This is a genomic window from Pseudomonas sp. 1, assembly GCF_056626735.1.
In genome coordinates, this window is sequence record NZ_JBWXMQ010000002.1 from 258,288 (window position 1) to 270,884 (window position 12,597).

The window sequence follows — 12,597 nt, forward strand, 5'->3', positions numbered from 1 at the left end:
CCCGTGGAGCAAGAAGCCTGGCAGGTATTGATAGTCGAGGACGACCAGCGTCTGGCCGAACTGACCCGTGAATACCTGCAAGCCAACGGATTGCGCGTGGAGATCGAAGGCAACGGTGCACTGGCGGCGGCGCGGATCATCAAGGAACAGCCGGACCTGGTAATCCTCGACCTGATGCTGCCCGGCGAAGACGGACTGAGCATTTGCCGCAAGGTCCGTGACCGCTACGACGGGCCGATCCTGATGCTCACCGCGCGCACCGATGACGCCGACCAGATCCTTGGTCTCGACCTCGGCGCCGACGATTACGTGTGCAAACCGGTGCGCCCACGGCTGCTGCTGGCGCGGATCCAGGCGTTGCTGCGACGCAGTGACACACCGGAGCCATCGGCAGGCAATCCGCGTCGTCTGCAATTCGGCCCGCTGGTGGTGGACAACGCGTTGCGCGAAGCCTGGCTCAGTGACAGCGGCATCGAGCTGACCAGTGCCGAATTCGACCTGCTCTGGCTGTTGGTATCCAACGCCGGACGCATCCTGTCCCGGGAAGAAATCTTCACCGCGTTGCGCGGTATCGGCTACGACGGCCAGGACCGCTCGATCGATGTGCGCATCTCGCGCATCCGCCCGAAGATCGGCGACGACCCCGATCACCCGCGCCTGATCAAGACCGTGCGCAGCAAAGGTTATCTGTTCGTGCCGGAAGCCTGCGCAGACCTGCCGCTGTGAATTCGATCTTCCTGCGCATCTATGGCGGCATGTGCGCGGCGCTGATTCTGGTGGCGGTGCTCGGCGTGCTGGCACTGCACCTGCTCAATCAGGTGCGCAGCGAGCAATACCGCGAGCGTCTGGCCCATGGCACGTTTTCGCTGATGGCCGACAACCTGCAACCGATGAACGAAACCGAGCGCCATCGCGCCTTGCTGGTGTGGGAGCGCCTGCTCGGGATTCCGCTGGCGCTGAAGACCTTTGCCCAGACCGACCTCGACCTGACCCAGCGCACTCGGGTGCAGCGCGGGCAGGCGCTGGTCGAACAGACCGGCCCGCACGCGGCCAAGGTCTATCGACTGGTCAGCGACAAGGATCAACTGGTGCTGGTGGGCGAGGTGCAGCAGATCAGCGAGCAACTGGCACGGGCGACCATTTACCTGTTGGCCGATGAACTGGTGCGGGTGCCGGTGGGCGAGCAGCCCAAACGGCTGGCGCAATTGAAGGAAGACAAAGGCTTCGGTTTCGACTTGCGGCTGGTCACCGTCAGCGATGCCGACATGGACGAAGACCAGAGCCGTCGGGTGGCCGAGGGCGATACGGTGATGGCGCTGGGCAAGGGCGGCGATTCGATCCGGGTGTTCGCCGGCATGGTCGGCACGCCGTGGGTGCTGGAAATCGGGCCGCTGTATCAGATGAATCCGTACCCGCCGGAGTGGCTGGTGCTGATCGCCGCCCTCGGCCTGACCCTGATCGGCCTGATCGTCTATTTATTGGTGCGCCAGCTCGAGCGACGTTTGCGCGGGCTCGAAGCCGCCGCCACGCGCATCGCCAAAGGCAGCCTGGAAACCCGCGTACCGGCCCGGGGTGCCGACTCGGTGGGCAAACTCGCAGCGGCTTTCAACGGCATGGCCGAGCACTTGCAGCAGTTGCTCGCCATCCAGCGTGAACTGGTGCGCGCGGTGTCCCACGAATTGCGCACGCCGGTGGCGCGCCTGCGTTTCGGTCTGGAGATGATCGGTTCGGCCACTACCCCGCAGGCGCTGGAAAAATACCGCGAGGGCATGGACCACGACATCGAAGACCTCGACAAACTGGTTGATGAAATGCTCACCTACGCCCGGCTGGAGCAGGGTTCGCCGGCGCTGACGTTCCAGCGCATCGATCTGGATGCACTGGTCAATCAGGTGATTGAAGAGTTGGCGCCTCTGCGCGCCGAGGTCACAGTGCAACGCGGTCTGTGCCTGTCAGCGGCGGATTGCGATGATGCGTGGGTCGAGGCCGAGCCGCGCTACCTGCATCGCGCCTTGCAGAACCTGGTGAGCAACGCCATGCGCCATGCACGTTCGAAGGTCACGGTCAGTTATCAGGTCGGGCAGATGCGCTGTCGGGTGGATGTCGAGGACGACGGACCCGGTGTGCCGGAAACTGCCTGGGAGAAAATTTTCACGCCGTTCCTGCGCCTGGACGACAGCCGAACTCGGGCGTCCGGCGGGCACGGGCTGGGTCTGTCGATCGTGCGGCGGATCATCCACTGGCACGACGGCCGGGCACTGATCGGCAAGAGCAAGAGCTTGGGCGGGGCGTGTTTCAGCCTGAGCTGGCCGAGGAATCAGGAGCGGCGCTGAATCTTGCATTGGTCAAGCTGACCCTTTCGCGTACAAGCTCGCTCCTACAGGTCAGCGCGCTTCAGGGTGGGAGCGCGCTTGCTCGCGAAAGGGTGATTCCAAATAAAACAAACCTTCAGGCAGGAATGCTGACCAGACTCAGCAACTGGCCGTCCTGCACGCTGAATTGCGCATCGAGTTCCGTGCCGTTGCGCCATTCGCCGGACAGATCTGTCAGCAACCGCAGCCGCACCTGACCCTGTTCATTCCACTCCAGCATTTCGGCGTGTTCGAAATAGAAGCGCTGCTGCACGATCGGGTACAGCGCCTTGAACAGGCTTTCTTTTACTGAAAAGGTCAGGGTCACCCAAAGCGCGATCTGATCCCGGGAAGCGGCGGCCATGCGCTGCATTTCCGGCGGGGTCAGGATCTCTCCGGCCAGTCGCTCGGCGCGTTCGGCGTTGAGCAGGTTTTCCAGGTCCATGCCCAGCCCGCGCCAGTGCTGTTTGTTGGCGACAATCGCCGCCGCACGACCGGTGCTGTGGGTGATCGAGCCGCAGATGTGCGCCGGCCATACCGGTGCACGATCTTCACCGATCGCCGGAACGCTGCTTGTGCCTTCCAGCTGCAGCAACGCCGCCCGGGCGCAAATCCGCCCGGCGAGGAATTCCGCCTGCCGCTTGGCCACCGAACGCTGGATACTCGACGGCGGCTCGATGGCGCTGCGGCGAAAGTCATCGCCGAGCAATTGCGACGGGTCGAAATGGGTGCTCAGAAACGCGGTGTCGGGCAATGCGGTCGGCAGCGGCCAATGGGCATCGAGCGGGGTGCAGCAGGCGGGGAGGAAAGGGTTGGCAGTCATGTCGGGCATTTTGCCGGGTTGTCTTCGGGCTGGATAGTGCCGACATGATCGTCCCCACGTCGAGGCGTCGAACCGTCCGCGTGGGAATGCCGTCCGGGACGCTCCGCGTCCCTTCGCCGTGTGACGCAGAGCGTCACTGTATGCATTCCCACGCGGAGCATGGGAACGATCAGCAACAGGGGTTCAGCCAAAGATTTTCTTGAAGAACGCCTGCATGTCCGCCCAGGATTTTTCATCGGCAGCCTTGTTGTAGCCGATATCCGGGCCACCGTGATCGCCGTGGCTCAGGCGATCCGCATCGGGGTTGCTGAAGCCGTGCTTGGCGCCCTCGAGGCTGACAAATTGATAGTCGGCGCCGGCCTTGTCCATTTCCGACTTGAACGCCGTGACGTTGTCCGGGGTGACCATGCTGTCCAGCGCGCCGTGCTCGACGAGGATTTTCGCCTTCACGCTGCCCGGCGCAGCTGGCGTCTTGGTGGCCAGCGCTCCGTGGAAACTCACCACGCCGGCCAGCGGCACACCCTGACGCGCCGCATTCAGCACCACGCCACCGCCGAAGCAGTAACCGATGGCGGCGATTTTATCCTTGTCGGTCTGCGGCTGTTTCTTCAACAGATCCAGCCCGGCCTGAAAGCGCTTGCTGGCCGCATCGGCGTTTTGCGTGGCGGCTTGCATGAAGGCCATCGCGTCTTTCGGGTGCTCGGTGTTCTTGCCCTCACCGTACATGTCGATGGCCAGCGCGCTGTAGCCAAGCCCGGCGAGATCCCGGGCGCGGCGCTTGGCGTAGTCGTTCAGTCCCCACCATTCATGCACCACCACCACGCCGGGGCGCGGGCCCTTGATCGCGTCGTCGTAGGCGTAATAACCGATCAGCTTTGTGCCGTCGGCACTCTGATAGGGGATTTCCTCGGTCTTGATCGCAGCCTGGCTGAGGCCGCTGAAGACGAGCAGGGCGAGGGTCAATAGCAGGCGCATGATCGGGTCTCCGGACAATAAAGGGTCAAAACAGCCTAGTTCATTTCATTCAGGCCAGGTTCAGAGAGCGTTCAGGGGCGGTACAGGGGAGGGTCAGTAACCTTGCGCCATACCCGAAGAGCACAACTGAGAGGAACACTCAATGACTCGTTTAAATAAACTGCTGCTGGCTTTCACTGTCATGAGCGCAAGCATCGCTGCCCATGCCGACACCACCACCAACTTCGCCGGCCTGACCTTTGGCCAGACCAGCGACAAGATCAAGAAATCCAACGCCCTGAACGACAACCTCGGCCACCCGGATGCCACCGCGGCCATCGACGGCAACAACACCTACGGCCTGCGCCTGGGTCAGCAAAACAGCCAGGGTCGCTACTACGCCACCTACGACAACGTGTCCGGCTCGCACAATGGCATTAAACTGCGCCAGGAAAACCTGCTGGGCAGCTACGATCTGTTCTACCCGGTGGGCGGCAGCACCAAGCTGTTCGGCGGTGCGACCGCGGGCCTGACCAAGCTGACCCAGGATTCGCCGGGCTACAGCCGCGACAGTGACATCGGTTACGCCGTCGGCGGCCAGTTCGGTGTGCTGCAGCAAGTCTCGCAGAACACCTCGGTCGAACTCGGTTACCGTTACCTGCGCAGCAACGCCAGCACCGAGATGAAAGAGAGCGGCGGCAGCAAGCAAGGCTCGCTGGACTTGACCAGCAGCGCCCAGACTTACCTGTCGGCCAACTACGCTTTCTAAGCGATTGGCGTCAGGCCCGCGCCGGGTCGTCCTTCGAGGGGCGACCCGGCGCAGCCATGTGAGGCGAAAGCCTTTGGAGTTGTCGATTTACCCGGGAGAGCGTCATGAAACTGTTGGTCGTCGAAGATGAAGCGCTGTTGCGCCATCACCTGCAAACCCGCCTGACGGAGAGTGGTCATGTGGTCGAGTCCGTGGCCAACGCCGAAGAAGCGTTGTACCAGACCGGGCAATTCAACTTTGACCTGGCGGTGATCGACCTCGGCCTGCCGGGCATGGGCGGGCTCGACCTGATCCGCCAGTTGCGCTCGGGCGGCAAGACCTTTCCGATCCTGATCCTCACCGCGCGCGGCAACTGGCAGGACAAGGTCGAAGGCCTGGCCGCCGGCGCCGACGATTACGTGGTCAAGCCGTTCCAGTTCGAAGAACTCGAAGCGCGGCTCAATGCGTTGCTGCGCCGCTCCAGCGGTTTCACCCAGTCGACCATCATCGCCGGCCCGCTGTTGCTGGATCTGAATCGCAAGCAGGCAACCCTCGACGAGCAACCGCTGGCGCTGACCGCCTACGAATACCGGATCCTCGAATACCTCATGCGCCATCACCAGCAGGTGGTGCCCAAGGATCGGCTGATGGAGCAGTTGTACCCGGATGACGACGAGCGCGATCCGAACGTGATCGAAGTGCTGGTCGGCCGTCTGCGCCGCAAGCTCGAAGGCCCGGCCGGGTTCAAGCCGATCGATACCGTGCGCGGCCTCGGTTACCTGTTCAATGAGCGCTGCACTTGATCCGTTCCCTTCGCGTCCGGCTGATGCTCGCCGCCACCACCCTGGCGGTGTTGTTCATGCTCGCGTTGCTCCCGGCAATGCAGGGCGCGTTCAGCCTGGCGTTGCAGGACTCGATCGAGCAGCGGCTGGCGTCCGACGTCACTACGCTGATCTCCGCCGCGCGGGTTGAAAACAACCACCTGATGATGCCGGCACAGTTGCCCGACGAGCGCTTCAACCTTACGGACAATCGCCTGCTCGGCTACATCTATGACCGCGAAGGGCATCTGGTCTGGCGTTCGAAGGGCACACAGGAAGAGAAGATCAACTACACGCCGCGCTACGACGGCCTCGGCAACGAGTTCGCGCGGATCCGCGAGGCCAACGGTCAGGAATTCTTCGTCTACGACGTTGAGGTCAAACTGCTCGGCGGCAAGAGCGCGGCCTTCAGTATCGTGGCCCTGCAACCGGTGCGCGAGTACGAAACCACCCTCGAAGGTCTGCGGGAAAATCTCTACCTCGGTTTTGGTGCGGCGCTGTTGGTGCTGCTCGCCTTGCTGTGGATCGGCCTGACCTGGGGCCTGAAAGCCTTGCGCCGGCTCAGTCAGGAACTCGACGAAATCGAGGGCGGAACCCTCGAAAGCCTCAGCGAACAGCACCCGCGCGAACTGCTGCGCCTGACCGGTTCCCTCAACCGCCTGCTGCACAGCGAACGCCAGCAGCGCAGCCGTTACCGCGACTCCCTCGACGATCTGGCCCACAGTCTGAAAACCCCGCTGGCGGTGTTGCAAGGCGTCAGCGAAGACATGGCCCAGCGCCCCGAAGACCGCGATCAGGCCTGGGTGCTGCAAACCCAGATCGAACGCATGAGCCAGCAGATCGGCTACCAGTTACAGCGCGCCAGCCTGCGCAAAAGCGGTCTGGTGCGCCATCAGGTGCGCCTGCGCCCGGTGCTGCAAAGCCTGTGCGACACGCTGGACAAGGTCTACCGCGACAAACACGTGCGCGTTGCCTTCGATCTGCCGGAGCACTGTTATGTGCCGATCGAGCAGGGCGCCTTGCTGGAAATGCTCGGCAACCTGCTGGAAAACGCCTATCGCCTGTGCCTGGGCGAAGTGCGCGTCAGTGTGCGTGAAAGCCATTCCGGAAGCGAACTGTGCATCGAAGACGACGGCCCCGGCGTACCACCGGATCAGCGCGCAAGGATTCTCGAACGCGGCGAGCGTCTGGACCGTCAGCATCCGGGGCAGGGGATCGGGCTGGCGGTGGTCAAGGACATCATCGAGAGCTACAACGCCAAGCTGACGCTGGGGGACTCGCCGATGGGCGGGGCGGCGTTCAGGATTCATTTTCCGGCGGTGTGACGGCTTACTGCTCCTGCGCCCGATAAGCCCCCGGCGTCAGCCCTGTCCATTTCTTGAACGCCCGATGAAACGCCGACGGCTCGGAAAACCCGAGCTGTTCGGCGATCTGTTGCAACGACAGATCCGCCCGCCCGAGGTGATAAATCGCGATGTCCCGCCGCAACTGATCCTTCAATTCCTGAAAACTGGTGCCTTCTTCGCGTAGGTGCCGGCGCAGGGTTTGCGGGCTGATGTGCAGGTGCGCCGCCACCGCTTCGAGGTCCGGCCAGCGTGCGCTGTCGTGGCTGAGCAAGCGCCGCAGCCGGCTGCTCAGGCTGTTGCCGTCGTCCGGGCGGGACAGCAGGTCGGCGGGGGAGCGTTCGAGGAAATGCTTGAGGGTGCGTTCATCCTGCAACAGCGGCATTTGCAGATAACGGCTGTGAAACACCAGGCTGCTTTGCGCTGCCGAAAATTCCAGCGGACAGGAAAACAGCAGATCGTATTCCGCCCCGTGCGCCGGTTTCGGGTAGCTGAAACTGGCCTGCTCCAGGCGAATCCGCTGGCCGATCAGCCAACTGCCCAGGCGATGCCAGATCACCAGCAGGCTCTCGCTGAGAAAGTGATCCGGATCCCACAATTGCGCATCGTCGAGGCTCAGGCGCACCCATTCGTCTTCACGGCTCAGGGTCAGGCGCGGGGCTTCGGGGAATAGGCTATAAAACAATAAGCCGCGTTGCAGAGCCTTCTCCAGGCTGCGGCAATGAATGATGGCGTGGCACATCATGGCGAAGCTGCCGGGTTTGCTCGGCGCGTTGCCGAAACCCAGGTATTCGTCGTCCAGGGCCAGCCAAAGGTTCTGGATCAGTTGGGTGAATTGCTCCGGGGCGATCCGCGCGCGCGGCTCGTCGAGCAGTTCGGGGCTGATGCCCAGTTGCTGCAGCAGGTCCGAATAGTCGTAACCGGAGCGCCGTGCGCCACCGAGGGCGGCGCGGGCGAAATGACTGGCGATGGTGCGTTCACGCATGAGCGGCAGATCCTTCCTCTGGCGACCGATGGTAGCGGCTGCCTTTGATCGGTAACAAGGCGGATTTCCGCCAAATTGTAGGACGAGGTCGGGCGAGTTGGCGGAAATCCGCCACACTTGAGTCACCGAACGGTGACACAAAAAAACCTGTATCCCCTGATATCAAAAGGCTTCCAGCGATTTGCACCAAAGTGGCACGACGTTTGCGATAAGAGCGACAGAAGCGTGCGCCGAGCCGGTCCGGAAAGCGCCGTTCGACACAACAAATCCCTCCAGTGCAGGAGGGTTCGCAATTCAAGTGTCGCGTACAACAGATGGATGTTGCCGCGCGGGACTCTTGAGGAACTTTGCAATGACGACTCGTCAGCCACTGTACAAATCCCTGTATTTCCAGGTGATCGTCGCAATCTGTATCGGTATCGCGCTCGGCCACTACTACCCGCAGTTCGGCGTGGCCGTAAAGCCGCTGGGTGACGGGTTCATCAAATTGATCAAAATGATCATCGCCCCGATCATCTTCTGCACCGTGGTCAGCGGCATCGCTGGCATGCAAAGCATGAAATCGGTCGGCAAGACCGGCGGTTATGCACTCCTGTATTTCGAGATCGTTTCGACCATCGCCCTGCTGGTCGGTCTGATCGTGGTCAACATCGTGCAACCGGGCAACGGCATGCACGTCGATGTCAGCACGCTGGACGCCTCCAAAGTGGCGACCTATGTGCAACAAGGTGCTGACCAGAGCGTCGTCGGCTTCCTGCTCAACGTAATCCCGAACACCATCGTCGGCGCGTTCGCCACCGGTGACATCCTGCAAGTGCTGATGTTCTCGGTGATTTTCGGTTTTGCCCTGCACCGTCTGGGCGCCTACGGCAAGCCGATCCTGGACTTCATCGATCGCTTCGCCCACGTGATGTTCAACATCATCAACATGATCATGAAGCTCGCGCCGATCGGTGCCTTTGGTGCGATGGCGTTCACCATCGGTGCCTATGGTGTCGGTTCGCTGGTGCAGCTGGGTCAACTGATGGCCTGCTTCTACATCACCTGCCTGGCGTTCATCCTGATCGTGCTGGGTGGCATCGCCCGCATGCACGGTTTCAGCGTGCTGAAGATGATCCGCTACATCCGTGAAGAACTGCTGATCGTGCTGGGTACTTCCTCTTCGGAATCGGTACTGCCACGCATGCTGATCAAGATGGAGCGTCTGGGCGCGAAGAAATCGGTAGTGGGTCTGGTGATCCCGACCGGTTACTCGTTCAACCTCGACGGTACCGCGATCTACCTGACCATGGCGGCCGTGTTCATCGCCCAGGCGACCGACACCCACATGGACATCACTCACCAGATCACGCTGCTGGTGGTGTTGCTGCTGTCCTCCAAAGGCGCAGCCGGTGTGACCGGTTCTGGCTTCATCGTACTGGCGGCCACTCTTTCGGCGGTAGGTCACCTGCCGGTGGCCGGTCTGGCGCTGATCCTGGGTATCGACCGCTTCATGTCCGAAGCCCGCGCCCTGACCAACCTGGTCGGCAACGCCGTTGCCACCATCGTTGTGGCCAAGTGGGTCAAGGAACTGGACACCGACGTGCTGGATGCCGAGCTGGCGTCGGGCGGTCGCGGTATTGCCGATACCCGGCCTGAAGATGACCTGGGCGTGGCCGAAGGCCCGACCCCGAGCAATGTGAAGTAAGCATCGCTTGCCTGGAAAAACCCGCTTCGGCGGGTTTTTTCTTGTCTGCTGTTTGAGCGCAACGGTCAGCGCAACTGATGGATCCGGTAATTGCCCCATCGCCGATGGCTGCCTAGGCTGCATGCATCGTTGATGGAGATCGCCCATGTCTGCACCGCTGGCCTCACTGAAGATTCTGGATTTCTCGACCCTGCTGCCGGGGCCTTTCGCCTCGCTGCTGCTGGCGGACATGGGCGCCGACGTGCTGCGCATCGAATCGCCGACCCGCCTCGACCTGGTGCGGGTCTTGCCGCCCCACGATCACGGCGTCTCTGCCAGTCACGCTTATCTCAATCGCAACAAACGCAGCCTGGCGTTGGATCTCAAGCAGCCCGAGGCGCTTGAGCTGGTCAAGCAGTTGCTGGCGGATTACGACATCGTGCTGGAGCAATTCCGTCCCGGTGTGATGGAGCGGCTGGGGCTGGGTTACGAAGCGTTGAAGGCAATCAATCCGAAGCTGATTTATGTGTCGATCACCGGTTACGGCCAGACCGGGCCGTACAAGGATCGCGCCGGCCACGACATCAACTATCTGGCGCTGACGGGGCTCTCCAGCTACACCGGGCGCGCCGACAGCGGGCCGTTGCCGCTGGGCATGCAGGTGGCGGATATCGCGGGCGGCTCGCTGCACGGGGTGATCGGCCTGTTGGCGGCGGTGATTTCCCGCCAGCAGACCGGGCAGGGCACCCATCTGGACGTGAGCATGACCGACTGTGCATTCAGCCTCAACGCCATGGCCGGTGCCGGGTATCTGGCGTGCGGCGAGGAGCCGGGCTGGGAAGAACAGATGCTCAATGGCGGCAGTTTCTACGATTACTACCGCTCCCGCGACGGGCGCTGGATGTCGGTGGGCAGTCTGGAGCCAGCCTTCATGCAGCAACTGTGCGCGGCACTGGGCCGGCCTGAGTTGGCGGCGCAAGGCTTGTCACCCAAGCCTGAGCAACAACGCGCGCTGAAGGACGCCTTGAAGGTCGAGTTCGAAAAGCATGATTTTGCCGAACTGTGCGAGCTGTTCGCCGGCATTGATGCCTGCGTCGAACCGGTGTTGAACCTTGGCGAGGCGGTGCAGCATCCGCAGTTACAGGCCCGGGAACTGGTGACGCAGGTGCCCCGTGGCGATGGTTCGACGCAGGCGCAGATCGCTTGCCCGCTGAAGTTCTCTGAAGCATTGCCGGCGCCGCGACATGTCGGCGCGGCGCTGGGGCAGCATACGGATCAGGTGTTGGGGGAGTTGGGGTTGAGCCCAGAGCGAATTGCCGGATTACGTGCTGCGAAAGTGGTTTTGTAGCTCGTTCCCACGCTCTGCGTGGGAATGCCGCCATGGACGCTCCGCGTCCACTGTGACGCAGAGCGTGGGAACGAGGTGGGGACTTACTCGACCCGCGTCTCGCCACTGAACACCAGCGTGTTGCGACAGCGCCGGCACAAATAGCGCCGACCTTGCCTGACCAGGCTATGACGCTGCGCCGAGAACGGAAAATCGCTATCCGCGCACGGGCATTTATAGATGTAGCGGGTCACGCTGCGGCGCTTGACTTCATAGGTATGGCAGCGATCCGGCGGCAACTCATAGACCCCGCGCATGATCAGTTGCCACTCCTCGCCATGGGGCTGGATGCGGTCGCCGAACAGTTGATGGGCGATCAGGTGTGCGACTTCGTGGGCCACGGTCTGCTTGAGGAAGTGTTCGGTGTTTTCCCGGTACAGCTGCGGATTGAAGCGCAGCAGATTCTCGTGCAAATGCGCGACCCCGGCTTTTTGCCCGCGCAGCTTGAGGCTCACCACGGGGCGTTTGAAAGGACGTTTGAAAAAGGATTCAGCGAGTTGGAAACAGTCTTCGACGCGGGTATTGAGTTGCTCGGGCATGCTTGATGGATCTCCAGAGGTTTGGAGTATGCCGCAACCGTCCGGTCTTGCGCATCGCCGGACTGCCGAATGGTCGCAACGTCTCTTTCAGGCATGAGAAGGCCGCCTTGCGGCGGCCTGTGTTGGCGGATCTTGTTCTTTTCGGCGTTGCAGCCAGCCAGTTGGTGGCTCTCTAATTGGTATAGACAGGCCCCACGCCCAGTCCCCAGACAATCACGGTAAACGCCATGATGGCGACCAGCACCACCAGACCCACCGCCAGCACCGAGCTGGAAAACAGGAAGCCCTCGTCGGACGGAATGTTCATGAAGGTCGGCAGCCCCACATACAACAGGTACACCGTGTAGCAGATAGCCGCCGTGCCGACGATCATCCCCAGCCACATGTGCGGATACAGCGCCGCCAGCCCGCCGACGAACAACGGTGTCGCGGTGTAGGTGGCAAATGCCACGCAACGGGCCAGGCTCGGGTTGGCGTCATAAGTGCGGGCCATCCAGTGCACAAAGGCACCCATGACCGCGACCCCGCCGAGCATCGCCAGGTACGACATGATCGTCATCCACAACGCGCTTTCGACGGTGAGCATCACCGGTGCGCGGTTGCCGATCACCCAGCCGACCTGAGTGGTGCCGATAAATGCCGAAACAGCGGGGATCGCCGCCAGAATCAGCGTGTGCGTCAGGTACATGTGGCTGATGCTTTCCTCTTGGTCGCCACGGATTTCCTTCCATTCCTGATCGGGGTGGGTAAAAAGTCCCACTACGTGATGGATCATGCCAGTCACTCCTCTCGTTATTGCCATCGCCCCCCAGCGGAGCGCGTACGGGCCAATGCGGCCGAGCAAATACAGGTCTTCAGATTGTGTGCGACCTTATGTCGCAGTATAGAAAGGTCTTAACCGCACAGGTGATAGGGGCTTAGAGCAAATCGCGCTGTAAAACCTCGGGGTAATCGCGTCGGGGTCTGTGCGAGCGGGCATT

At 62.0% G+C, this 12,597-nt stretch carries 12 protein-coding genes; 7 read left to right on the plus strand and 5 right to left on the minus strand.

Features of this window, described 5'->3' with window-relative positions:
- Positions 1–3 precede the first annotated feature (3 nt).
- Positions 4–726, plus strand: a complete 723-nt coding sequence (locus tag AC1MDC_RS04300) for a response regulator (RefSeq protein WP_085697060.1) — start codon at positions 4–6, stop codon at positions 724–726.
- On the plus strand, positions 723–2,333 hold the full coding sequence (locus AC1MDC_RS04305) for an ATP-binding protein (RefSeq protein WP_085697059.1): 1,611 nt from the start codon (positions 723–725) through the stop codon (positions 2,331–2,333). The genes AC1MDC_RS04300 and AC1MDC_RS04305 overlap by 4 nt, the downstream gene beginning before the upstream one ends.
- 115 nt (positions 2,334–2,448) lie before the next feature.
- Here AC1MDC_RS04305 and AC1MDC_RS04310 read toward each other — a convergent pair whose 3' ends face one another.
- Positions 2,449–3,174, minus strand: coding sequence for a 4'-phosphopantetheinyl transferase family protein (locus tag AC1MDC_RS04310; RefSeq protein WP_085697058.1), 726 nt, complete (start codon positions 3,172–3,174; stop codon positions 2,449–2,451).
- A gap of 183 nt (positions 3,175–3,357) precedes the next feature.
- Positions 3,358–4,149, minus strand: coding sequence for a dienelactone hydrolase family protein (locus tag AC1MDC_RS04315; RefSeq protein WP_085697057.1), 792 nt, complete (start codon positions 4,147–4,149; stop codon positions 3,358–3,360).
- A gap of 142 nt (positions 4,150–4,291) precedes the next feature.
- On the opposite strand from AC1MDC_RS04315, the gene AC1MDC_RS04320 reads away from it, so the two are divergent.
- The 3 genes from AC1MDC_RS04320 (at position 4,292) to AC1MDC_RS04330 (ending at position 7,022) form a co-directional block, all read left to right on the plus strand.
- On the plus strand, positions 4,292–4,897 hold the full coding sequence (locus AC1MDC_RS04320; protein WP_085683581.1) for a hypothetical protein: 606 nt from the start codon (positions 4,292–4,294) through the stop codon (positions 4,895–4,897).
- 104 nt (positions 4,898–5,001) lie between these two features.
- Positions 5,002–5,679, plus strand: a complete 678-nt coding sequence (locus AC1MDC_RS04325) for a response regulator transcription factor (protein WP_085683580.1) — start codon at positions 5,002–5,004, stop codon at positions 5,677–5,679.
- Positions 5,676–7,022, plus strand: coding sequence for an ATP-binding protein (locus AC1MDC_RS04330; RefSeq protein WP_480392557.1), 1,347 nt, complete (start codon positions 5,676–5,678; stop codon positions 7,020–7,022). The genes AC1MDC_RS04325 and AC1MDC_RS04330 overlap by 4 nt, the downstream gene beginning before the upstream one ends.
- Positions 7,023–7,026: 4 nt before the next feature.
- Here AC1MDC_RS04330 and AC1MDC_RS04335 read toward each other — a convergent pair whose 3' ends face one another.
- Positions 7,027–8,025, minus strand: coding sequence for an AraC family transcriptional regulator (locus AC1MDC_RS04335; protein WP_085697055.1), 999 nt, complete (start codon positions 8,023–8,025; stop codon positions 7,027–7,029).
- Positions 8,026–8,377: 352 nt separating this feature from the next.
- Between AC1MDC_RS04335 and AC1MDC_RS04340 the strand changes: the two genes are divergently transcribed.
- Both AC1MDC_RS04340 and AC1MDC_RS04345 read left to right on the plus strand, forming a co-directional pair.
- Positions 8,378–9,712 (plus strand): dicarboxylate/amino acid:cation symporter, encoded by a 1,335-nt coding sequence (locus AC1MDC_RS04340; protein ID WP_085697054.1) that lies wholly within the window; start codon positions 8,378–8,380, stop codon positions 9,710–9,712.
- A 145-nt stretch (positions 9,713–9,857) separates the two neighbouring features.
- Positions 9,858–11,039 carry a CaiB/BaiF CoA transferase family protein gene (locus tag AC1MDC_RS04345; protein ID WP_480392558.1) on the plus strand — a complete coding sequence of 394 codons (1,182 nt, stop codon included), beginning with the start codon at positions 9,858–9,860 and terminating at the stop codon, positions 11,037–11,039.
- Between the two features lie 83 nt (positions 11,040–11,122).
- Here the strand turns inward: AC1MDC_RS04345 and AC1MDC_RS04350 are convergent, their stop codons facing one another.
- Both AC1MDC_RS04350 and AC1MDC_RS04355 read right to left on the minus strand, forming a co-directional pair.
- Positions 11,123–11,617 (minus strand): SprT family zinc-dependent metalloprotease, encoded by a 495-nt coding sequence (locus AC1MDC_RS04350; RefSeq protein WP_085697052.1) that lies wholly within the window; start codon positions 11,615–11,617, stop codon positions 11,123–11,125.
- Positions 11,618–11,789: 172 nt separating this feature from the next.
- Positions 11,790–12,392 (minus strand): Yip1 family protein, encoded by a 603-nt coding sequence (locus tag AC1MDC_RS04355; RefSeq protein ID WP_007957761.1) that lies wholly within the window; start codon positions 12,390–12,392, stop codon positions 11,790–11,792.
- Between the last annotated feature and the right edge of the window lie 205 nt (positions 12,393–12,597).

Coding starts and splice junctions, on each gene's coding strand:
- AC1MDC_RS04310 (WP_085697058.1), bottom strand. CDS start 3,174: ATGACTGCCAACCCTTTCCTCCCCGCCTGCTGCACCCCGCTCGATGCC.
- AC1MDC_RS04315 (WP_085697057.1), bottom strand. CDS start 4,149: ATGCGCCTGCTATTGACCCTCGCCCTGCTCGTCTTCAGCGGCCTCAGC.
- AC1MDC_RS04320 (WP_085683581.1), top strand. CDS start 4,292: ATGACTCGTTTAAATAAACTGCTGCTGGCTTTCACTGTCATGAGCGCA.
- AC1MDC_RS04325 (WP_085683580.1), top strand. CDS start 5,002: ATGAAACTGTTGGTCGTCGAAGATGAAGCGCTGTTGCGCCATCACCTG.
- AC1MDC_RS04335 (WP_085697055.1), bottom strand. CDS start 8,025: ATGCGTGAACGCACCATCGCCAGTCATTTCGCCCGCGCCGCCCTCGGT.
- AC1MDC_RS04340 (WP_085697054.1), top strand. CDS start 8,378: ATGACGACTCGTCAGCCACTGTACAAATCCCTGTATTTCCAGGTGATC.
- AC1MDC_RS04345 (WP_480392558.1), top strand. CDS start 9,858: ATGTCTGCACCGCTGGCCTCACTGAAGATTCTGGATTTCTCGACCCTG.
- AC1MDC_RS04350 (WP_085697052.1), bottom strand. CDS start 11,617: ATGCCCGAGCAACTCAATACCCGCGTCGAAGACTGTTTCCAACTCGCT.
- AC1MDC_RS04355 (WP_007957761.1), bottom strand. CDS start 12,392: ATGATCCATCACGTAGTGGGACTTTTTACCCACCCCGATCAGGAATGG.